Here is a 23,537-nt window from a genome sequence, read left to right as displayed (position 1 = left end):
TCTTGGGAAAGAAGTTCCCTAAGAACCTTGACTGTCTGATCATCCGGGCTATCCAAAACACCACAAACGCTTTCGGAAGCCCTCAAAATGTGAAAAAGTGGCCCAGATTCTTCATAAACATTAAGACCCTCTTGGATTCGCGGATCAAACCAAAGAAATGGCGCTTTGTGTGTGATGATCTCCATTCTGTGCCCCTCCTTTTATTCTGATTGCTAGCTCCTGAGTACCGGCAGGCTGTATTCATGTTCTTCCGTGATCTTGGCTTTTTCCCCTCGAAAACATATCAGATGTATAATGTGTCATATATTGACATTTAGTGTCATTAAATGTCAAATATTTTGTATTGATGTTGTTTGTTGACATTTTACTTATCCTCAAGTATCCATGTAAACTAGCTGGGTGAGATGACGGAATGGTGAATTCCCTTGTTTTTAAAGGGGTAAAAGGGGGACACGTGGTGACCGGGCAGGATCTAGAAAGAGACCGGCTGATGACCCTGCAGGAAGTTGCCGAATATCTGCAGATAAAAGAGAGAACCATCTACGATTGGGCGCAAAAAGGGCAGATCCCTGCTTTCAAGCTTGGGAATGTTTGGCGCTTCAAACGCGAAGACATTGATCTTTGGATCGAAGAGCGCAAGAAGGACACACCGCGTTCACGGGCTTTGCAAAATGCGAAGAAGAAAAGGAACTGAGGCTACTTTTTAAGCCGTTCAGTCAATTATTTTTGCCAAAGATCCGAAGTCATTTCTTATCGTCGTCGTATGCCGGCATTGGGATCTTGTTTGTCTTGAAAAAGTTTATTGGGGGCGGATCTATGAGTGTTGATGAATTGGAAGGCGGAGATAACCAAGTAGAATCTTCTGAGGAGGTGTTTGCATCCGGAGAAAACACGTTGGTCTGCATCCTCAGCGGAAAGCCAATGAAGGCCACTCCGAAAGAGAAGACACTGCAAATGGTCGCGCGGAGTCTATCCGGCGAATATGGTTTCCGTGTAGAGGATATGGAAAGAGATTTCAAGGTCGCCTACTTAGATCCGAATACCGGAAAGACGCGGCGCATGACTTTGAGCCTGGTGGTTTTTGGAGAGAATTTAGAACATGTGCAAGAAAATATTATCCGGACCGCCATGATCCTTCCGGATAAAACCAAAGCCACTGATAAAAAGAACGGCATCAATCTCCTCTATGACGCCCTCGGATCTGTGGCTGGAGAGCAGAGCGAAGAAAACCCCGGCTGTGCATTTGGGTTATGGACCAATGGGTCGGAGCTCTATTACGTTCAAAAGCGCTATGAAGAACACGAACCCGATCCGATCTTTGAGGAGATCTCGGATTTTCCGGGCAAAGACGAATCCCTGGAGGACCTGGACCGCCCGGATCGGCAAATGCTGCGCATTGCCGCGGGCGAATCCCTCCTGAGCACTTTCAAACGCTGCCATGACTACATCTACGGCAATCAGGGCAAGGTTAAAACCGCTTTCTGGGAACTGCTTTATATCATCTTTTGCAAGATCTACGACGAGAGAAGAAGAGAAATTTGTCAGAAAAACGGCGAGACTTTCCGGCGACGCTTCTGGGTTGGGGTGAAGGAAAGAAACACTCAAGAGGGTTTGAGCCGGATAGAAGAGAGGATCAGAGGGCTCTTTGAGGAAGTCAAACAGTCGGACGAGTATAGCGACGTCTTTTCCGGCAATGAGACAATCAGTCTGAATGATCGGGTCCTCGCCTATATCGCCGGCGAAATGTCCCGTTACAGCTTTTTGGATGCATCCGTCGACGCCAAGGGCATGGCTTATGAAGCTATTGTGTCCAATACCTTAAAGCAGGAGAGAGGGCAGTTTTTCACTCCCCGAAACATCGTCCGGTTGATGGTGCAAATGATGGACCCGGCGGAAAAGCATTATGTACTTGACCCTGCGTGTGGAAGCGGCGGTTTTTTGGTGATGGTGTTGGATCATGTCCGCCGCAAGATCGCGAGACATTTGTATCCTGAAGAGACCGGCATTTTACTTTCCGACCGGGCCAACAGCGACCCGGCGGTATTGGCGAGGGCCAAGAAATACGCTCAGGATAAGCTTTTTGGCATCGACTTCGACGACGATCTTAAAAAAGCTGCTCGGATGAACATGGTTATGTCCGGGGATGGACATGGCAATATCTTTTGCTTGAACAGCCTGCAGTATCCCGATGGGGCCGACAAAGATTTGGATGAGCTTAAAGAATGCCTTCGGGAGCGGCAAGCGGGCCTCGGGACAAAGAGCCCTGAAATTTCCCTGGGCTATTTCGATTTCGTCTTTACGAATCCTCCTTTTGGAGCAAAAATCCCGATAGATGATCCCGAAATCCTCAAAAATTACGATCTTGGCTATCGCTGGAGCAAACTGGACGGCAAGTGGCGAAAGACGGGCGATCTGCAAAGCAGCCAGCCGCCTGAAATTCTTTTTATCGAACGTTGTTTTCAGTTCCTCCGGGAAGGCGGCAAAATGGCGATTGTTTTGCCCGATGGTATTCTTGGCAACCCGGACCTGGAGTATGTCCGGTATTGGATTTTGCAAAATACCAAAGTCCTGGCATCCATTGACCTTCCAGTTGAGGCTTTTCTCCCTCAAGTCGGGGTGCAGGCTTCTTTGCTTTTCCTGCAACGCAAGACGTATGAGGAAAAGCTCATGACCACGCCTGCCGAATATGATGTTTTCATGGCCATAGCTGAAAAGGTGGGTAAAGATCGGCGTGGCAATCCCATTTATGTCCGCGATGAAGATGGGGCCGAGTTGGTATTCCCAAAGGTAATTGAAGAGTTACGGAAGGATGCAAACGGTAATCGCAAAACTAAGGAATTGAAAATATATGAGCGGCAGATCGATGATGACCTGCCTAAGGTATTAACAAAGTGGAAGGATTTTTTACACTTATCAAGCAAAGATCGCAGGCTTGAATGAACAAGTCCATAAGAACTATTGAAGATCAAAATTTTGCTTAGTTTAGCTTGGTAGAACGCAGTTGATAGAAAATGAAAGAGTAATGAAACGGAATATTCTATCTTAATCCTGTCTGCCCCTCGGTACTAAGTAAGCTTTTCTGTGGAGGAAAATTTCACATGCCGTCGAGTGCAAGAATCTATTCAACGACGCTTTACGAGGAAGCAAAACGCTTGGACGCTTCGTTTTATTGTGGTCCTGGGCAAGGGGAATGCCTAACTTTTCTTCAAAGCAAGATGAAGAAAAAAGAATTATACGAGCTTACGCTTGGGGGGCAACAGGGTATTTTCATTCCTAGTCGCTTCAAAAGAGTATTTGTTAATAGCAAGAAAACTGGTTATCCGTATTTGACTGGGGCTGGGATAACACAGAATGATCCTTTAAATAACTGCAAATTCCTCTCTCGTAAATATACTCGAAACGTTCATAAACTCCTACTAAAACCAAAAATGGTGGTGGTAACCTGTTCGGGCATTATCGGAAATCCTGTTTATATTTCTGAGTACTTTATGGGGTCTTTGGGTTCCCCTGATTTGCTTAGAATCGTTCCTGATGTGAACAAAATTTTACCGGGCTATTTATTTGCATTTTTGTCAACTACTTTAGGTAGGGCTCTTATCTCCAGAAACACATACGGGTCAGTTATACCACACATTGAAGCTCACCACATTTATTCAACTCCTGTACCAGTATTAGAAAACAATATAATGATGGAGATTAATAGTTTTATTATAGCAGCAAATTTCGAAAGGGACAAATTCTATAACACTAAAGATAGATTTATCAACAAACTGTTTAATGAATTGAAAATCCCCTTAAATAATATAGAAGTATTTAATTCTTTCTCAACAAGATCAGTAACGAGTTCACAGTTGATTGAGGTTAACCGATTCAAAGCGGATTACTTTTCTGAAATAGCCAAGAAAATTGAAGATATGATACAGAAATATAAGCATATACTGTCCCGCCTTGGCGATGTTACATTTAGAATATTTAAACCTCCAATATTTAAGAGGCACAGGATTGAACATAAGAATGGCATTCCATTCATGGGGCAGGCAGAACCTTATCAGTTAAACCCTAAACCCAAATACTACTTATCCCATAAGCAACCACTAATCCAAGAATTCCTTTTAAGAAAAGGCATGGTCATCTTTCCAGCAGCCGGCTCAACAGACGGTAATTTTGGCCGTCCCCTGATCGTCCTTGATAGATTGTCCGGCATTTTTTGTGGTGATGATCTGATGAGGATTGAAGCAAAAAATGTTAATGATGCTGGTTATATTTATGCTTATTTGTCATCCTCAATCGGGGAGGTTCTTATCAAGAGACTGAATTACGGGAGCGCCATTCCGCGAATTGTTCCTGAAATGGTATCAACGATTCCCATCATCTGGCCCAATCGAGATTTACGCCATTTTATAGGTAGAGGCATTATTGACGCTTTTTCCAATTTTGAACGGGCTGCTGAGTTAGAAGATACTGCAATCGGTCTAATACAAAAGGAGCTATCCAAATGGCTCGATTGATCCTTCCTCCACACGGTTCCGGCCCAGTCAACGAAGGTGAGCAGAGGGCAATTCAATTCCTGGTGGAGAACCTTCCCCCTTTGCCGCCTATGCCGAAAATGGATGGTTTTAAGGGTGGCGTAAACGAGTATGTGGTTATTCCCAATATTGAGATTCCAGACACCGGAGCTCACAGATTTCTCGAAATCGATGCGATCATTATCGCGCCTCATGCGGTCTATGTAGTCGAGATCAAAGATTGGGGGCCTCGCATAGAGGGCAATGACCATTTCTGGTATCTCAATGGCAAGCGTGAGCGCAAGAACCCTCACCGAACCTTGAACTATAAATGCCAGGTTCTTCGCACGCTCATGGGTCAAGCGGGAGCCGACCTCTACACGAAAGTTTGGTACCAGGGAGTTGTGGTCATCGCGCGCGAGAACGTCTTTCTGGATCTGCAAGGCAACTGCGAATTCACCAGCTATGCCTTGGACTCCAGTCTTTCGAGTTATTTGAAAGACCCACTGCGGCTTTCGACCCCTAAGAAGGTCGCCGAGGACCAGATAGCCTTGTTTCAAAAGGACCTGGTCGAAGCCATTGTTGGGAAAGGGCAAGCCCATTCAGATGGCCCCAAAATCATCGAAGGATACAGAGTGGAGGAAACCCTCCACATCCAGGAAGGATTGATCGAGTATTTGGGACGATCCATTCACGGCCATGGCAAAGGGCCTCTCAAACGTCTGCGCGTATTCACGCTGCCCCTCTATAAAAGCCCCGAAGAGAAAAAACTGCTTGAAGAAAGGATCATGCGCGATTTTGAAGCCCTGGAGACCATCGGTTCGCATCCGAACATCGTCAGTCTGAAAGGTTTTCATGAACATGAAGCCGACCAACTGGTCGAAGTCTTGGACTGGGCGGAAGAAGGGACGCTCAGGATGGTTATGAGCAAAGGGACGTTGACCCTGGACCAAAAGCTCGGCATCGTGCAAGGCATTGCTCAGGGTCTTCAGGCCGCCCATGGGAAAGGCATCGTGCACCGTGACCTGCGGCCGGAGAACGTTCTTATGGCGGCTTCCGGTCCCAAGATCATGAACTTTGATCGTGCATACATGGTGGAAGGAAAATATCACACCGTATGGTCGGCCAGGTCTGCTAACCTGGATCGCCGCTACCTTCCGCCCGAACTGGCACTCCCGGCAGGCCAGTACGACGTCTATGATGCATCGGATCTTTACAGTCTGGGAGCCATTTTTTACGAACTGCTTTGCGGAGATGTGCCTTACGACAGTCCGGAGTCATTCGAAGCTGCCGGCGGTGTTCTTTCCGGAGACAAATTGCCGTCGAAGGCCGTTGCCGGACTTCCAGAATGGATAGATGAGCTGATATCAAAGCTATACGCTGCAGACGTGAAAAACCGCTATGAAGATGCAGAGTGCTTCCTTAAGGATTTTTATCTGAAGCAGGCGCCTTCCCCTGCAAGTCTATCTCCTTCAGCTTTACCGGAACCATCGCCAAAAGTGAATGAACTGACTGACCCGAATCGAATTTTCCAGGTTGGGGAACGGATAGGCGATTACAGAATCACCCGTCACATCAAGAGTGGAGGCTTCGCCCAGGTTTATCAAGCAACCCACGTGCTGCACGACAAGGATTACGCGCTCAAAGTCAACAATCAAAGTGTGCCGCTGGATGCCTTGATTGATGAATTCAGATATCTCAACGAATTGGTTCACCCGAACATAGTCAAAGTTCACTGGAGCGGCCGACTTCCCGGTGGGCGTTATTACATCGCTATGGAGTACCTGGAGGGAGAATCACTGGGTGAATATGCCTGGGGCCAGAAGAAAATGGCGATTCCTCAGGTGATTGATTTAGCGAAGAATATTTTGGGCGCTCTTCGCTATCTGCATGAGGGTGAGTTGCGCTCGGGCGTTCTCGGAGGCAAGCCACTTTATCATCGTGATATCAAACCAAACAATATCATCTGGGTTCCAGAGCGGAGTTTTGTGCTCATTGATTTCAACATCGCCAAGGAAGCCCGTCAATGTAGAACTTTTGTAGGAACCTGGCCATATATCGCTCCGGATCTCATTGAGGGGCCGAAAATCAACTGGAACGACTCCGGAGACACTTTTGCTTTAGGTGTCACCTTGTATGAACTGGTCTGTAAAAAACACCCTTACCCGAATGGCGAGCCGCGGACTGATGCTTCACCAATCCACCCTTGGGATATCGCTGGATGTGAGGACTTCTCGGAACCGTTTGTTGAATTTCTTTTTAAAGCAGTCCAACCAATCATGGATGCCCGTTTCAAAACGGCAAACGAGATGGAAGACGCTCTTGAACTTATCTCCCATGGACCTTTCTACAACCTGCGCCATCCTGAGAAAATGCCGCAGACGTTCGAGCTCACTCAAGAAGAAAAGGGGCTCAAAAACTATAATCCCTTCGTGAAGAGACTGCGTCGGCTTTTCAGCCAGGCAAAATTCAGTAACGCAGGGACACGCGGCCTGGATGAAGTCGCGCAACACACTTACATCCCCACCAGATTGGATGAAGAGCTCATACCTGCTATCCTGCACGGAAATTATCGGCTCGTTATCATCACAGGAAATGCGGGTGATGGGAAAACCGCTTTTATCCAACAATTGGAAGCCCAGGCCAAGGGTGTCGAAGTTTTGCCGTCGAAGAACGGAAGTCGCTTTTCTATTGGAGGTATTCCTTTTGAGAGCAACTACGACGGTTCGCAAGATGAAGGGGATATCAAAAATGACGAAGTGCTCTCACGTTTTCTGAGGATCTTTGCCGGGTTGAAAGACTTTTCCCTGACTCAAGAGGGTCGGATTCTGGCTATCAACGAAGGGCGGCTGATGGAGTTCATGGGTGAGCCTGATCGGGCAACCCAGTATGGCCATCTTTATGAAGTGATTGACCAATATTTCAACGAGCGAGGCGATGTCCAACTGCCTGCCGGGATGATTTTGGTCAACTTGAACTGGAGATCGGTAGTTGCAGGCGATTCTGAAACGCCGTCCATCCTGGAAAAGCAATTGCGAGCTTTCCTCAAAGAGGAATTCTGGGCGTCTTGCAAGAGCTGTGATCATGCTTCCGAATGCTTCGTCCACTACAACTCTATGAGTTTCGGAGACCCTGCTGCGGGATCGGAAATCCGCGCTCGTTTGGGAAAAATATTTGAAGCGGTCCATCTGCGCCGGCAACTTCATATCACCATGCGCGATCTTCGTTCCGCTCTCTCCTTCCTTATCTGCCGAGACTGCGGCTGTGAAGACATCCCAAAGCTTCTAAACAAAATCGGCAATGATGTTGAGCGGCTGAACTACATCGGTCATAGCTACTGGAATATTACCGAAGAAGCTAATGATACCGGAGCATTGGACAGGTTGGTAGGGCTCTTGCGGACGATCGATGTGGGCCGAGTTGCACAGCCCGGGGTGGACCGCGATTTACACTTCCTGCCACTTGACGAGATGCCCGTTCTTGTTATGGAGAATCATCGTCATGACTTTCCTCATCAAGTGCTCGAACAAATGCATGCTGCAATGCGTGAAGGAATTCCAGCTGAAAGGGACGAAGAGACCCTTGCTCTGATCAAAAGACACCACGCACTTGCGGTCCGAAAGTTCTTTTTTGAAGGAAGGAGTCAGGAGACTCATAAAAGGCTACCATACAGGCACATTAGCTGGTTTGTCGAGGTGATTGCCGGAAGCTCCGAGAAAGCAACGGAAAAAGCTCGAACAACCATTATTGAAGCTGTTTCTCTAGGGGAGGGATGCAGAAATAAGGACCTTGCTAGGAACAATATCTGTGTGGCGGCCACTAATGAAAAAGATCCTCGGTGGACTTCTTTGCGGCTCTTCCCTGAAAACGATTTTGAAATCCATGTGCCCAAATTGGGAGGACTGGCAAATTATCTGGAACATACTCAGGACCGATTCATCTTGCGCCACAAGCATCGCAAGGAAGTGAGTCTGGAAGTAAATTTAGATCTTTTTGAACTCTTGACCTACGTGGCTCAAGGTTTCACTCCCTCGCTCAATGATCTATATGGCCGTTATATCGAGCTGATTATCTTCAAGAATACGCTCCAGCATTTGCCGTACAGAAGTGTCGTTATCACAGAGGACCACCGCAAATTTTACAGTATAAAGGCAACGGATAAGAACCAGCTTGTTTTGGAGAAAGTGTGAAATGGCACTCAAATTGACCAAGCCAGATCAGGAATTCCGCAACCCTCTTTTGTTTGCAGGCGATGCTAAGACCATAGACCTGGAAAGAGTCTTGCTGAATCTTTTTATGCTGATCAAATATCACGGCGTTCGCCCTGCTGCCAAGGTAGGCAGGAAACCCGTAACCATAGAGACTTTCATAAAGCATTTAGTCAAGAGGGAAGCAGACGGTGTTGTTAAAGGATTTGCCGGGAATGAAGATAAACTGCGGTGGTGGGTCACTGCAAACTTAGTCGACCTGGTAAACCGCGGTAATCCAGAAAAAGAGGCCGTCGTGTCCCTCCGGGCGATTCACCTCAATAGTTACAAATATAGGAATCCAAAGCATGCACGTGACTATAATGTTTCCGAGCAAGTATATAGCATGCTCCAGGAGTCGCACGTGGATCTTGTCGGCAAACTGAGAGACTTTCTAGGGCGGGGATGGAACGACCTCACCAACGCTCTGGACCCTGGTGACGCCGTGGATCTGGATACTTTGGGCATTCTTCGAATTGTGGAAAAAGAGATGGCCAAAGAACAACCATCCGGTGATCATACATTTAAGCCCCGTCCTTGTGTTTGTCCGGGACAAGCCAGGGTGTTTGCCGATGATGTGAGAAAATTGTTGGTTTACCAGAGAGCAGTTCCACGGCATGTGCTTCTGGAATATCTACGGACTCTAATTGGCATGCACGTGGGCCTTTATCTTTTAAAGCTTTTCAAGATGTTGCCAGACTGGGTGAAACAAGGAGAAAGGCATCCTCAATGCCGCGATTGTTCCGCCAACGGAGAAATGGAACAGCCGTTTCATAACTGCCCATATCAGGTCCAGTTCGTAGTGGACTGTGGCAACGATCCTTCCTCGGATATGGCGAAACTGGCAGACGAAGATGCGACGTTTTATTACGCAAGGATCCACGATTACATACGTGCTACTTTTGCCATCAATATGGCCTTGCAGTTTCTGTCCAAATCGGATGCTCAGCGTCTTCAAGATATTGATGAGGCGCTAGCCGCAATAAACAAAGGCGGCGTCGATTGGAATTCCTATTTCAAAATACGCAAGCAAAACCTCTTCGCAAATTTGAAAGACTCCGACCAGGAAGAGATTATCGATGTCTTCAAACCAATTCTGGATCTGCAATTAAGCGAGTTCGATACATTTGTCGAGGTTGTGACCCAGGCGAGAGCTAGCTTCCATTATAGATATCATAGGGAATTACTGGACAGTCTTTTTCAAAGCAACCGTGAAACTGGACTCATATGGCTGGGAAGAAGCCGAAAGTATCGAAGACGGTTTTGGTTGTCGAGCCGACTTTTGGAAACTTTGGTGCAATTGTCTGTGCTTAGGCCCCATCAGGGTGGTAATGGGGAATCCTTATTCAGTTCAGAGCCGATCCTGATTGACTCTTTTGTGCACTGGCTTGAAAACCGCTACGGCATAGTGATCAACGGCGTGGGGAGTGATCGTTTCAGTTCGTCGGGTATCGTGGTTCACAAGGCTTTCAAGAGCAACATCTTGCGACTTAAAGAACGATTAAGGGAAATAGGATTTTTCAATGTTCTGAGCGATGCATACATCATGCAGCGGATTAGGCCAAGATACCAAATCGAGAAACAACAAGAGGCTTGATATGGAAGGTACGACTACTTATCAGCAGCTTTTGGCTGAAATTATTACGGTCAGCTTATCCCAATTGTTACAGACTGCAGAACCCGGACATTGCCTGCGCCTGGAGGGTTTACCCCACAATGTTTTAGACAGTGTCTGCCGTGCACTTCAGAGTGAGGTGAACGGAGCAAAAATTGTGCTGCTTTCCAATAATCCGAAAGAACCTTATCAGGTTTCTGCCACTAAGCTCATTGAACTGCGCAATTCAGCAGAGAAATCACACCCATTGCTGGTTCTCATACCATCCAATCTGCGCACCGCAGCGGAAGATTCATTCGATCGAGCAACTTTCAAACAACTTGAGGTGGGAAGCTTTCCTCTTATGGTCGTCAAAAAGCTTCAAGAGGAGCTTCCGGAACCTTCGAGAAAGCTCTTTTTGAGGATTAAAGACTTCTTGGATAGAACTCTCGTCCGCGTGCATTTCTCTGACTGGGCTTCCTATTTGCTAGCGTGCCGACAGAACAGTTACTCACTGGAATCATGGGGGAAGTGTCTCTGTCACCTAGGACTTATTCCCGACAGTTTGCTTGCAAAGAATCTGGACATTCTGGAACAAAGGCTGCACCAAAACGCTATGGCGGTTGAGTGTCTTAAAGATGAACGACAGCCGCTCATTTCCAGGATCGCAGCCCTTCAGATTGAAGGGAACAATATTCAAAAGCCCCTTTTTGATCTACTGAGTTCTCAAGCCCAGGCTGAAGATGTCCGCGGGTGGGGGCGCATGATTGCGGAAGATGCCAACTGGCAGCACCTGGACTTGGAAAATTGGAAATTTCTGGACTTGCGTCCTCCTCAAGAACTCGAGCTTTTTGTCCATCCTCTCAAAGGGAAGCAAATTGTTCCGAGACAGCCCGGGGATACGAACAAAAGGGTCGTTACTAAAGAAAACCGGGATGCTAAGGTTACTATCGGATTCTTAACAAAACCTGGACCGATGGAAGTCAACAGCCTCACTCATTTTCGCATCCAAATCATGAGAACCGGAGATCAGGGAATAATCGAATATGTCAATACCCTGCTGAAGTTCAAGAAATCTCCAGGAAAGACCGCTTCACGCAGCAAACAAGTTGCTTTGAGTCCTGCTGAATTGGCCGAAGGAACCTATTTTTTCCGAGTGCTCGCTCTGGACGAGGCGGGAGTGGTTCTCAATCAAAAAGACGCCTTTCAAGATCCCCGTCTTCAGGAAGAGTGGGAACGCCGCATAAAGGAATTAGGCGAAGAGAACGCCTCCCGCGATGATCTAAATGGGAAACTGACCTGCGATTCTGAGGATTTTACTTTCGAGGTGGAAAAAACCGATCCAGAAGATCCACCTGAGCCACCTGAGGAAAATCTGGGCAAGCGGCAAAAGGCAGCAAGTCTTTTTCAGGCGCTTTTCAAGGCGCATCAGGACTACCTGAAAGCCAAGCAGTACAAAGACATCAAAAACATAAAGATTGAAGAGGCTTTTTGGGTCGACCAGGGAAAAGGAAAAGGTAAAGAATCTGCTTTGGAAGTAAGATTCAATGATGTGCGTCACCAGTATGTCATCCCAATGGCTACCGCACTTCGTGAACTCTCCCTGCAAATTTTGAGAGCTCCGGATAAATTGGGGACATTCCGGATGGATTTCAGCTCGACGGGAGAAATCCATTCTGGAAAGGCGCATCTTCGAGATAACCAGCTTGCTCAATCAGCTCCTGACAGCTTTCTGACAGCTCGGAAGAACGTGTTCCAGGCTATCCTGGAGAGTGTCAAAGATGATAGCGGTCAGGGCCTTGGCATTGTTGAGACATGTGATTTTATCAGCATGGCCAACGAGATTGAAATCTATCTAGCAGCCTATGACCAATGGATGGATTCCTTGCTTCCAGAAGCTAAAGTGAATGTTGATGAAAGACTTCTCGATACCATCAGGAAACTTCAATTACTGGACCACGCAGAATTAATTGTTCCTTCGTCTGCAGGCTACAGGCAATATGTTTTTGTGCTAACGCCGCTGCATCCACTTAAGCTGGCTTGGTTCTTACAGTTGCAGAGGACCTGCATGGATTGGGAAGAAAAGAGTATTTCCGAATCAAATCCAGCCGCTTTGTGGACTAAAGAAGTACAGAGCTTATTCCTGGGGGATCTGTATCCCACCAATCATCCTCTGGTCTTGCACGGCGCAAACCTGAGGTCCTACTATTATGCGGGGGAATTATCTCCAGGCTGGGCCGGCTATCTTCCGGTTCCTTTTATCAACACTGCCGGTGATCAAACGATCATTGACCGGGCCTTGTTTGGGCAGATCCAAAATCTGTTGGGCATCCCTAATTCGCTTCGAGACCTGGTAGGCTTTTCTCCTGAAAGCATTTATCGGCAAATCCGCAGGTTCTTGATTCAGCATCCCTATGTCGAAGTTTTGCATATCAATGTGTTCAATCCAGGAGATGGCCGCAAACTCGTGGAATGTCTGAAGTACCTTCAGCGCGAAACTGCATTTGCGAACCTTAGATATGAAATAAGGCTGTTTGCATCGGAAGATCGATTGAAAGCCGCAGGCGGTGCTTTTGATGACTTTCTCAATCCATCCAGAAATGTGAGCGAAGAGGCGGATGTATTTACAGTTCCCTCAGATAATGCGCTGTTTCCCAAAATCCGTTTTAGCAGAAGCACCATATCGGAATATCAAAATAGCCCTGAGGACTACCCCGCGCATGTGAGTTTCATGATTGAGGTCTTGCCGGTAGACGTCCGACTTGAAAAGATGTCTGAATCTGGCCAGCCTTCTATCTTTTGTTTTGGTCTTGTAGTTCGACCTGCAAATAGTGTGCTTACCTCCGATCAAGGAGTCCATGGTTGGAGCCATTGCCTTCGATTGAATGAACCGGTGCCAATATCCGATGACGATTCTATGACGAAGATTCTCGTAGACGCGTTGGGCAAAAACCAGTCGCTTGTGGCTATTGCATTGGCTGGGCGCTGGACGGAAGATTCACCAGCGTTGTCACTGCTTATCAACGACACCCAAAGAACATTACTGTATCAGATTCATAAATACAGTGATTGGGTCATCACCATCGATGAAAATATGGGGGTGGACTTCTACGATGCACCAGGAGACGAAGACTGCATTCCATATTTATTGGATTACTCACCGGGTTCAGGAATCGAGAAGGCTCCACTTTTTGTTACGACTCGGCCGGCCTCAGAGATCATGGGTTTATTTCTTCCGCTCCTGACCAAGCTAGGCCTTATGCGATCGGAAGGCACGGGCTCAATCCTTCGTTTTCTCGAGATACTTAGATCGGTATCGGGTGTCGTCATAATGCAATCTATATCGAGCCCCAACAAGGCACTTGAAACCATCGGCTTGGGACTGTCGAGGATGCTTTTGGAGAGGCTTAGTGTCCTCAAGGATCATTTTATTATTCCGCTAGACCCTCACCAAGATCTTTTTGAAGCGGCAAAGGCTGCCAATGACGATCAGATCACCGCAGAACGTGCTGATTTGCTTATCGTTTCTTGTGACAAGGGGCTAGAAACCATAAACCTGCAAGTGGTTGAGGTTAAGTGCAGACAGCATGTAGGTGATGGTGAGGCTTTGAACAGTTTAAAGGCCAAGATGACCGACCAAATGGACAAAACGGTTTCATGCCTGCAGTACCACTATGACCCCTCGCTTCGAATACCGGATCGCCTTGACAGACCTTTAAAAGACCAGCAGCTCTGTGAATTTCTCGGATTTTATCTGGACAGAGCCCAAAGGTACCATTTGATCGGTGAAGAGACTTTCTTGAGCAGCCTCAGCTTTCTCTCGTCCCTGCACGGTCGGCATAAACTTATCTTTAACAGGGTGGGTTTGATTTTCGAATTCGATGGGGATCAAGAGGGGGTAATTCAGTCTCAAGAGGCTGAAGACCTGGTGTTCATTCGTGTGGGCAGAAAAGTGATTCAAGATTTGTTTACCAGTTTCACTGCGCCGGAAGAAGAAAGAGAGGTCACCAGGAGGACTCCGCTTACTCCCGATCTGCAACTGCTGAGGGCTACCATTACGAAGCATAGGCGCGTGCACCCAAAAAAGGCAGCTAAGGTAGAATCTCGGGAAGAAGAAAAAAGCGCCACTGTTACTGGTAGTGAATTAGCTGATGAGAAACTCAAGAGTACTTCGGACAGCCAGGAACTTGGAAATGAAGAACCGGGTGCTGTTGGAGACCAGCCCGAGATTGTTGGGTCAGCGAAGGAAGAAGGGGAGAATTTAACTCCAACTATGAAACCAGGTATCGATCAACACAAGGTTCTTCCTGAAAATATCGATGCATCCTCCTCGCCGAATGGACTGGGGAATGGGGTAGAAAAAGCTGGGAAAGCCAATAGTCTAGAGCAGGTTCCACAGGAAATTGTGCCTCCTCATTTTGCTGATCTCTTGGGAGACTCGGAAGAGAGTCCGCAGTATGGTCTCTTGGGAATCGCGCCAAATAATCGGATGATCGCTCTTGATCTCAATGGCTGCAACACCATCAGCTTATTCGGAGTCCCGGGGGCAGGCAAAAGCTACACACTGGGAACAATCGTCGAAATGGCTGTAAAGAATATCCACAAAATAAACAGTCTGCCGAGTCCTCTGGCAAGCGTTATCTTCCATTTTCACGAAAGCGAAGACTATCCTCCTGAATTCGTCAGCATGCGGCACAAAAACGATAACAGCAGCGAAGTTGATCTTCTCGAAAAAGTCTATGGGGCAAAACCGGATGCTATTGAAGACATCGTTTTACTGGCTCCGGCCGACAAGATAAGCGACCGCAAGCGGCAATATCCCGAACTCACAGTCGCCCCCATCGCCTTCTCAAGTAAGGAATTGTCCATAAAAGATTGGAAATTCCTCATGGGAGCATTGGGGAACCAGGCCATGTATATTCAGCACCTCAACATGATTATGAAAAAGGGAAGAGACAAGCTGAGTCTAGAATATATCCGCAACGAAGTTGATAGTTCTGGATTGAGCGATGCACAAAAAGATTACGCCCACAATCGCTTGGAATTAGCCGCCCAATTCATTGATGATTCGTGCAGGCTGCGCGAATTCCTAAAGCCAGGTCGAATTGTAATTGTGGATTTACGTGATGAGTTCATAGAAAAAGACCAGGCCCTCGGTCTCTTTGTGGTCATGCTGAATATCTTTGCCGGGGCTCGAACAAAAGACGGAGGTCTTTTCAATAAGCTAATTGTGTTCGATGAGGCCCATAAATACATAACTCACTCAGACCTAACTTCCCATGTAGTCGAGGTGATTCGGCAAATGCGCCATCAGGGTGTCACCATGCTTATCGCCTCACAAGATCCACCGTCACTTCCGAATGCAGTGATTGAACTGAGCTCGGTTCTCATCCTGCATCGATTCAATTCCCCTGCATGGCTGAGACACATACAGAAATCAGTCGTTGCCCTCAATGATCTAACGGCGACCCAGTTGGCATCGCTACAACCGGGTGAGGCATTTGTTTGGGCGAATAAGGCGACACACACGGACTGGACCCAAAAGGCCATCAAAGTAAAAACCCGACCGCGAGTGACATTACATGGAGGAAGCACCCAGAAGGCGGTGGACTCCTAGTCGGAATGGATTCTGTAGAGAAATACCAGGAAGGTATCACAAATAACTGAACAGAATAGCTAAACATGTCCAGGCAGCCATCCTTAGCCTTTTAGGAGTTCTTGAGGTCCCGCGTGAAACCTACAGATGAGCAAGAAGCCATTCTTGATGCCAATGGTCGCATAATTCGAATCAACGCAAGAGCAGGAACGGGTAAGACAACGACTCTGGTGATGCTTTCAGAGAAAAACCGGCATCAAAAAATCCTTTATTTGGTGTTCAATAGTAAAGCCAGGGAGACAGCCCGGCAAAGGTTCCCGGCGAATGTTCGTGCCCACACCGTCCACTCTTTCGCCTTCCAGCACGAAGGTCGTAAATGGAAAGAAAACCTCGGTGCTTTCTCTGTCGCCGATATGCTGCCTGCGTTCGGGAGGAGCAGGGTAGCGCACCTACTCGCTGCAATGAGCCATCAGTTTCTAACCTATTTTTTGAATTCTCCTTTTAGGAAACTCGAAGATGCACCGGAATCCTTTGTTAAATACCTCCCAAAGGATGCGGCGGTGATTTTTGAAAAGCACACCGAAAAAGTCATTCGAACCTGCAGGGAAATCGCGACTGCATGGAATCGTCGAGAAAAAAATTGCCCACATGATTTCTACCTGAAGCTCTTCCACCGTTCGGGGGCGTTTCAAAGAGAGCTCAACCGGTATGATATGGTCCTGGTAGATGAAGCCCAGGATCTTTCTCCGGTCATGCTCGATGCTCTGAAACAATGCCGCAGCCGCATCGTCCTCGTGGGAGACACCCACCAGCAAATCTATAGCTTTCGCTATGCAATGGATGCCATGCGAAGACTCCCCTGTGATCAGGAATTGCAGCTGACATTGAGCTTTAGATTCGGCACTGCAATTGCTGATCTCGCCAGCATATTCATTGGCGAGGCAAAACAAGATCGCATATTTAGAATTGCAGGAAACCCCGAAAAGTCCTCGAATGTTTCTGTCTCGTCAAGAATCCCATTCAGGCAAAAAGACGCCAGCTGTGCGATTTTGAGCCGCACCAATCTGGCCCTCTTTGCCGGCGCCATGCGAATGCGGGCCGAGAGGAAAGCCTTTCGCTTTGAGCGAGATCTCCACTCTGTTTTGTTTCGGACCCTTGACCTTTACTGGCTGTCGCGGGAAGAAAGAAGCAAGATCAGGGATACGCTTATCGGCTCTTTCGAATCGCTTTCTCAGTTGCGGGACTACGCGGAGACTATGAATGATTTTCAACTGCTGGGAATGTATCAAATAGTCAAAAGATATGGCGACGATTCATTCCCTTCGGTGGTTTTTGAAATGTCTGATATTTCGCGCAGCAGAAACGGCACTGAAATTCAGGATGGTGTGGTCCTCTCAACTGTACATTCTGCAAAAGGGCAGGAATATGATGAGGTCTATATCGAAACCGATGTCGCCGAAACGCTTGCCGCGGCAGCGGATGGCGATAAGGAGCAATTCGACGAAGAAGTCAATGTGGCTTATGTGGGCTTCACCCGCGCCGGCAGTCACCTCCACTTGCCACCTGTCTTCCAGACCTTGTTGAGCAGCCGATGGAGGAACCATTTGCGGACTCTGGCAAAAAAAACTCTATCGAAGCAATCTGGGTTGACTGCAAGCGGCCGCAAAAATTTCGGAACCGGCGAGCATCAACGATTACCAGACAGATCTGGGATCGAAAGGAAACCCAAACCTGCAGCAATCCGGCGGTCCATCAAGTTGGGCGAAGGACTTCAAACGCCTCACGGGCCGGGCAAGGTCATTGAGATTTCTGAAACCGAATGCCTTGTGGACCTTGAGAACCAGCCGGCAAGGATTTGGCTGCGACTCTCAGAGTTGAAACTATAGCTTCGTGCTCTCTTTCTCGTGGTTGTAAGCTGAGAAAAATTTTGGCTGGAGCAGCTTTTGAATTGTTGCCGATAGCCTAATGGGTTGACTCCTTGTGCAGATTGAGTTACATAATGTCGGTACTTACTGAGAATAACCTACATATAGTAACAGAGTGTGAGAGCCTAAAATGCCCTCAAAAGGAACTGAACGGGTCATCGAACTTGTCAGAAAAGCTGGGATTTTCCGTCCGAAAGATCTCGATCCTCATGGCATCCCTCGCGAATACCTCATGAGGCTGTACCGCAAAGGCGTGGTGCAGCGAGTGGGAAGAGGCCTCTACACTCTGGCGGATGCTGACATCAGCGAACACTATAGTCTGGCGGAGGCCGGTAAGAGAATCCCCCAAGGTGTGATTTGTCTGCTCTCGGCTCTTCGTTTTCACGGACTGACCACGCAGGCGCCATTCCAAGTTTGGATGGCCATTGATGTCAAGGCGAGAAAGCCAAAAGGGGACGGTCTTCCGCTGCATATCGTGCGTTTCTCGGGGGATTCCCTTCGCTCCGGAATTGAAGAGCATCTCATCCAGGGTGTCACAATAAAGGTCTATAATCCAGCCAAGACAGTTGCCGACTGCTTCAAATATCGTAACAAGATTGGTCTCGATGTAGCGCTGGAAGCTCTTCGAGAATGCTGGCTAGAGCGGCGATGCGTGATGGATGATCTTTGGCACTATGCCAAGATGTGCCGTGTTGCCAATGTGATGAGGCCCTATCTGGAGTCGCTGCCTTGACTCAGAATCAACCTCGCAACTTCGCGGCATCCATCCGTCAGCGCCTTCTCGATCTTGCCAGGAAAAAATCCGAAGCTTTCGATCTGGTATTGACCCGCTACGCTCTGGAACGGCTGTTGTACCGGATAGGCCAATCTCAATGGAGGACAAGGTTTTTGCTCAAAGGCGCGATGCTATTCACCCTCTGCTATGATGCTCCATACCGGCCTACGAGGGACCTGGATCTGCTCGCCTTTGGTCAGTACGATATCGAACACCTCACAGAGACCTTTCGTGCCCTGTGCGAAATCCCTGTTGAAGAAGATGGCCTCGCGTTCATGAAAGAAAGCGTTCGTGGCGCTGAGATCAGAGGAGAGAACGAGTATCATGGAGTGCGAATCCGGATGACAGCAACTCTTGCCGGCGCGATGCTTCCCCTGCAGGTTGATGTGGCATTTGGAGATGCTGTCGTGCCGGCTCCTGAAGAAGTTCGCTATCCAACGATTCTTGACCTGCCGCCACCACAAGTTCTGGCATATTCTCGATATTCGGTCGTTTCAGAAAAATTCCAGGCGATGGTCATGCTGGGAATTGCCAACAGCCGGATGAAAGATTTCTACGACATTTGGACGCTCGCGCGCGAGTTTGACTTTGACGGCCTGCTGCTCAGCCGGGCAATTGCGGCGACGTTTGAGCGGCGGCGCACAAACTTGCCCGCGGAAGATCCACTGGCACTCACGAATTCCTTCTCACAGGACCGCGCAAAGGCAACCCAGTGGGATGCTTTCTTACACAAAAATCGCTTGTCGACAGAGAAGCTATCTTTCCCGAATGTCACCGCGTTCTTGAGAGATTTCCTTATGCCCCCAGTTCTTTGCATTCAAGAAGGTGCGGAATTCAACCTGATTTGGTCCGCTTCCGGTCCTTGGAAGCCCGGCGTGATGGCTTGATGCACACTTTCGTCCATAACAAACAGCCGGCGAATGATCGAAAGCAGATCCTTTGTCTCTTCAAGCTTGATTGGAATTGGGGGCCAGCCATTTGACCACCAACTCGCGCCGTTCGGGATCTTTGACCGCCCCCGGTTCTTAAACGAATACTAGCGAGAAGTAATAGATCCTCCACAATCTGACGGAATAAGGGAATTTGTGGCGCGTTCGCTCAAAATTTCAAGGTTCCATTTCCGTCGTTTCAAATCGTAAATCTGACAGTCGCCGTCCTAAGTAGACTGCACTCGCAAAAAAAAAGAGGAAGGCGTTGGACGCTTCCCCCTTTCACTATCTTTGCCATTTATGTTTATCTTATCACCAAGAGCCTCTCGAGAGGCTTTAATTCATCCTCGTCGATGCAGAAGACTTCGCCATCCTCGTTGCTGAGGTCTTCCGAGGAACCGTGCGCGGATTCTTGCTTGAGTGCCTCATCGATAAGGTTCATTAGGTATTCACGCTCTTTTTCATTATACATTGTTTCATTGATTATCATATCAGACACATCGGCAACCGGGGTCATCTTGTCTCCTTTGATGGCGCAGGAGAAAGGCGCACCCTTGCTGCGGGGATCGTCTTTCCCCCGCCTTGGGGTTACTGGCTTCAAAAAGAACTGAACGGCATCAGTTGTAGCATTCGTGGCAGTACGTTCTGATTTTCCCGCCACCCGTGGAGGTGACCACCAGCGTATTGGCCAACTGATGGCCCACTGTGCAACAATGACCGCAGTCCAATTTGATTTTTAAACCCTTCAACCGTTCCAATAGCTCATCACTGGTAATGAGCTCTCTCTTTTGTTTTGCCGATTTCATTCTGGCCTACCTTTCTCCTTCTTTTTGGAGGGAGAGCCATGGCAGGCCGCACAACTCCCCTCAGAGGGGGAAATGGCAACTTATCCATTCCTCCCCGTCCAGGGGTCTGATTTCGCTGCCGCCTTATATGCTCCCAAGCGAGCATCCCGGTGCGTAACCCGGGAGCGACAGTCGAACGCCAATACAAAAATAGATTTTCAAAGAACGTGGTTTCGATTTTATGGGAGAGGCTGAAAAGTCTTCAACTGTGTGGGATGTAAAACGAAGTCCCGAAATACATTCTTTTTTTAATTTCGAGGCAATATCTGACCCCGCTGCATGGAAAGCGACATTTAATCAGGTTTTTGAACGGATATAGATGTCCCCCCTCAAGGAGGAGGGGTGGCCTCCAGAAGGGGGGACAAGGGGGAAAGAACATTTGGCCTTTAAGGCCTCAGTCAGGGGTTTTGTGTTACATGCGAATATCTTATTCGAAAGCAAGAAAACCGCTCAACCGCGTGGGGTGTAATTTCATGGCCGGGAATAGAGTATTTTCTTAAAAAAGAGGCAAATAGGGTTGGAAAAAGAAGGCGAAAAATTACTGATGAGGATTCCATCCGGCGAGTTTTGAGCAAAAAAAACCGTCCAGCCGCAAAACGGTGGACGGTTCCCTTATTTGATGGTCTTTAAGTCAAACTAAGCTGCTTTCCACCAGCACTTCTTGCCGGCCCCATCCATCAGTGAATAAGAGAAGCCGGCTGCTGAAAGTTGCTTCTTATACGTGAAAGTAGCACCTTTTTGACTCTCCCTGGCAACCAGATTGCCGCCGCTCCGCTCATACGTTATCCCCGGGAGCGATGGAAGTGCAACCGTCTTAGACCGTGTTGGACCGCCGGCGCGTTGAGCGCCGTTGCCACCACCTGAAGCCCCAGTGTCTGGACTGCTTTTCCGCCCGTTTCCATTCGCACCGTGGCCCTTGGTTTTCTCTACCTCTTTTGCGATTTCCTCCTGCCGTTTTATCGCGGCAAGCAGTTCATCCGCCGAGGCGAACTCGCCTCCGCCAAAACCGGCCGCAAAAAGGACCCTTCCGATTGCGGAGGTCTCTGCGTTTTCCACTGCGGAAATCTTGTTGACATAGCCAAGGCCCCGGATCTCTTCTGCTGTTCCAGTAGCGATGGTCTGTCCATTCGGGTCGACGATTGTTGCGCGGCAAAGCACTGTCTTATCGAAGGGGAAAGAAACCTCTGTTAGAAGCCTCCACCCGGAGGAAATCGGGTGTTTTTCCCGGAATTTCCTCACACGTTCAGCCACAGTTTCATAAGCCTTAAGGTTTCCGTTTTTGTCTTCTATTTCTACCATTGAGTTCTCCTCGCTTTTGAGGAGATACAGATCGCCCCACAAAAGGGGCAATGCTGCATCCCCTCGTGGGATCTGTTTTGATATTCTACTCAACTGGTCTGCTATGCGGCTTTTTCCACCACTGGCTGCTGGGCTACTTTCTTTTTGCCCTTTGTCTGTGAAGGCTTCTCTTCTTCAAGACGCTCATTAAAGTCCTTACGAGCTTTCACGGTCAGAAAAGAGTAAGACGACTTGTCCCAGATCTCTTCGTCCGCGTAGACCTCGGGGTACTTCTCTTTCAGCTTGTCAGAGGAAACACGAAACTGTTCTCGAGCCTGCAGCTTAACGTCAAACCCATGTGATTGCCCGAAGAGCGTCTTGGCTGTATTTGCCGCGTCTCCCGATACCCGGTGAACAAAGAACTCGAGCTGATTTTTGATGGCTTCGCGCCTCTTTTTCGCTTTGTTGTATGTGTCATTAACAGTTGCGTACTCAGCAATTGAATCTTCATGCGAACTGAGATCCAGAGGCTGCCGTGTGTCGGGCCAGATCGCTGGGCATTCTGCTGCATACTCGCACTTGGAGCAAAGCAGCGAGGGTTCCGGCTGCACTCCACTCGGGTCATTGGCTCGAACTGCCGCATGGATCTTCTTAGCCTTTTCGACCAACTCGTTGAAAACGAGATGATCGAACTGCCAGTCGACATCGCATATATATTTCCGGTGTTTTCCCTTAGCTTCATCCACCGCAAGAATCGTGCAGCGAATAATTTTGTCCGGGTACGCCATCTTCGCCAGTCCTACCTGGAACGTCCCCTGGTAGAACCAGCCGGGATAAAGTGTTTCGGGCAAGTTCATCGTCGATTTGACTTCCACAATAGACATCACCCTCTGGTTCATAAGTGTGATATCCAAATGGGCCATGAATGCTGGATAATCTATGTGCTTGAGCTCAAGTTGGGATATCATCTCAGTGTTCTTTCCCAACTTGCCCTTCTGGTGAAGCCACATCATCGCTTCCCGGATGGTCTGCTCTCTTCCGTCTCCACGAGAAAAGATCAAGAGATCCTTGAGCGCCCTTTTTTTCGGGTTGACCTTTGAGTGGTAAGCCTTGAACGCGCACACGAGGTCACTGCTCCCGACTATCCGTTTTCGATCTCCGATGTCAGTTTTTGGCCTTGAAAGGGCCTCAAACAACAGTTCATCAAACATACGCTCCTCCCGGAATCCCAACGTGAGAAAGCATATGCATGAAGGTCTCCCCGTGGGGGGCCGCATACGTCCCCCACGAAAGGGTATATTTCTCACTGTTCGACTCTTATGTCCTAAAATGGGATGTCTTCTTCCGGGGACCCGGTTGACTTGGCATCCTCAGGTGCGGTGGCGCTATTTTCGCTCGCATTTCCGCCTTTAAGAAAGATAATATCCCTCAAGGCAATCTCCGTGCTCCACCGTTGCACTCCCTTCGAATCTTCCCACTGCCGCGTTTGCAGCTTTCCTTCAAGCCAGACCTGAGAGCCCTTTTTGAGGTATTGGCTGCAGTTCTCCGCGTGCTTACCAAAGGCAACGACTCGGTGCCATGCGGTTCGAGGTTCCCAGTTTCCTTCGCCCGCCTGCACACTTTCACTGGTCGCGAGCGAAAATCTTGCTATCGCTGTCCCGCCGTCTGTGTATCGCATGTCCGGATCTGCTCCGAGATGACCCAGCAACGTGACTTTATTCAGTGATCTGCTCATTTTTTCTCCTTCTTGCGTTGACTGAGGACGAAGTATTGCCTCCAGTGGCGAAACTTTCCTCCCCATTACGTTTGGTTTTTTTGTGCAAAATAGCTTGCACCTAAGCCT

15 protein-coding genes are annotated in these 23,537 nt (G+C 48.3%); 9 read left to right on the top strand and 6 right to left on the bottom strand.

Annotated elements, in window-relative coordinates:
- Positions 1-185: hypothetical protein (locus K1V27_RS19050; protein WP_258931642.1), on the bottom strand; the 185-nt coding region annotated here is incomplete at its 3' end.
- Between the two features lie 227 nt (positions 186-412).
- On the opposite strand from K1V27_RS19050, the gene mads1 reads away from it, so the two are divergent.
- The 9 genes from mads1 (at position 413) to K1V27_RS19005 (ending at position 19,529) form a co-directional block, all read left to right on the top strand.
- On the top strand, positions 413-694 hold the full coding sequence (mads1, locus tag K1V27_RS19045; RefSeq protein ID WP_258931641.1) for a methylation-associated defense system helix-turn-helix domain-containing protein MAD1: 282 nt from the start codon (positions 413-415) through the stop codon (positions 692-694).
- Between the two features lie 122 nt (positions 695-816).
- The gene (mads2, locus tag K1V27_RS19040; protein ID WP_435051680.1) at positions 817-2,940 is read left to right on the top strand and encodes a methylation-associated defense system DNA methyltransferase MAD2; all 2,124 of its coding nucleotides are present in this window, start codon (positions 817-819) and stop codon (positions 2,938-2,940) included.
- 158 nt (positions 2,941-3,098) lie between these two features.
- Positions 3,099-4,508, top strand: a complete 1,410-nt coding sequence (locus tag K1V27_RS19035) for a restriction endonuclease subunit S domain-containing protein (protein WP_258931638.1) — start codon at positions 3,099-3,101, stop codon at positions 4,506-4,508.
- Positions 4,496-8,695, top strand: coding sequence for a methylation-associated defense system protein kinase MAD6 (mads6, locus tag K1V27_RS19030; protein WP_309574031.1), 4,200 nt, complete (start codon positions 4,496-4,498; stop codon positions 8,693-8,695). The genes K1V27_RS19035 and mads6 overlap by 13 nt, the downstream gene beginning before the upstream one ends.
- 1 nt (position 8,696) lies before the next feature.
- Positions 8,697-10,349 carry a methylation-associated defense system protein MAD7 gene (gene mads7, locus K1V27_RS19025; RefSeq protein WP_258931637.1) on the top strand — a complete coding sequence of 551 codons (1,653 nt, stop codon included), beginning with the start codon at positions 8,697-8,699 and terminating at the stop codon, positions 10,347-10,349.
- A gap of 1 nt (position 10,350) precedes the next feature.
- The gene (gene mads8 / locus K1V27_RS19020) at positions 10,351-15,963 is read left to right on the top strand and encodes a methylation-associated defense system ATP-binding protein MAD8 (RefSeq protein ID WP_258931636.1); all 5,613 of its coding nucleotides are present in this window, start codon (positions 10,351-10,353) and stop codon (positions 15,961-15,963) included.
- Positions 15,964-16,076: 113 nt separating this feature from the next.
- Entirely contained in the window at positions 16,077-17,828 is a 1,752-nt protein-coding gene (locus K1V27_RS19015) for a UvrD-helicase domain-containing protein (protein ID WP_258931635.1), read from the top strand.
- A 169-nt stretch (positions 17,829-17,997) separates the two neighbouring features.
- On the top strand, positions 17,998-18,600 hold the full coding sequence (locus K1V27_RS19010) for a type IV toxin-antitoxin system AbiEi family antitoxin domain-containing protein (RefSeq protein ID WP_258931634.1): 603 nt from the start codon (positions 17,998-18,000) through the stop codon (positions 18,598-18,600).
- Entirely contained in the window at positions 18,597-19,529 is a 933-nt protein-coding gene (locus K1V27_RS19005; RefSeq protein WP_258931633.1) for a nucleotidyl transferase AbiEii/AbiGii toxin family protein, read from the top strand. Before K1V27_RS19010 ends, K1V27_RS19005 begins: the two co-directional genes overlap by 4 nt.
- A gap of 346 nt (positions 19,530-19,875) precedes the next feature.
- Here K1V27_RS19005 and K1V27_RS19000 read toward each other — a convergent pair whose 3' ends face one another.
- From K1V27_RS19000 to K1V27_RS18980, 5 genes are all read right to left on the bottom strand, one after another.
- Positions 19,876-20,088, bottom strand: coding sequence for a hypothetical protein (locus tag K1V27_RS19000; RefSeq protein WP_258931632.1), 213 nt, complete (start codon positions 20,086-20,088; stop codon positions 19,876-19,878).
- A gap of 100 nt (positions 20,089-20,188) precedes the next feature.
- On the bottom strand, positions 20,189-20,377 hold the full coding sequence (locus K1V27_RS18995) for a hypothetical protein (RefSeq protein WP_258931631.1): 189 nt from the start codon (positions 20,375-20,377) through the stop codon (positions 20,189-20,191).
- 675 nt (positions 20,378-21,052) lie between these two features.
- Entirely contained in the window at positions 21,053-21,808 is a 756-nt protein-coding gene (locus tag K1V27_RS18990; RefSeq protein WP_258931630.1) for a hypothetical protein, read from the bottom strand.
- Positions 21,809-21,816: 8 nt separating this feature from the next.
- Positions 21,817-22,905 carry a hypothetical protein gene (locus K1V27_RS18985; RefSeq protein WP_258931629.1) on the bottom strand — a complete coding sequence of 363 codons (1,089 nt, stop codon included), beginning with the start codon at positions 22,903-22,905 and terminating at the stop codon, positions 21,817-21,819.
- Positions 22,906-23,018: 113 nt separating this feature from the next.
- Positions 23,019-23,429, bottom strand: coding sequence for a single-stranded DNA-binding protein (locus tag K1V27_RS18980; RefSeq protein ID WP_258931628.1), 411 nt, complete (start codon positions 23,427-23,429; stop codon positions 23,019-23,021).
- Between the last annotated feature and the right edge of the window lie 108 nt (positions 23,430-23,537).

The sequence above is a fragment of the Desulfoferrobacter suflitae genome (assembly GCF_022603395.1).
Classification (GTDB): Bacteria; Desulfobacterota; Syntrophobacteria; order Syntrophobacterales; family Syntrophobacteraceae; genus Desulfoferrobacter; species Desulfoferrobacter suflitae.
This window is presented reverse-complemented; position numbering and strand designations above follow the sequence as displayed.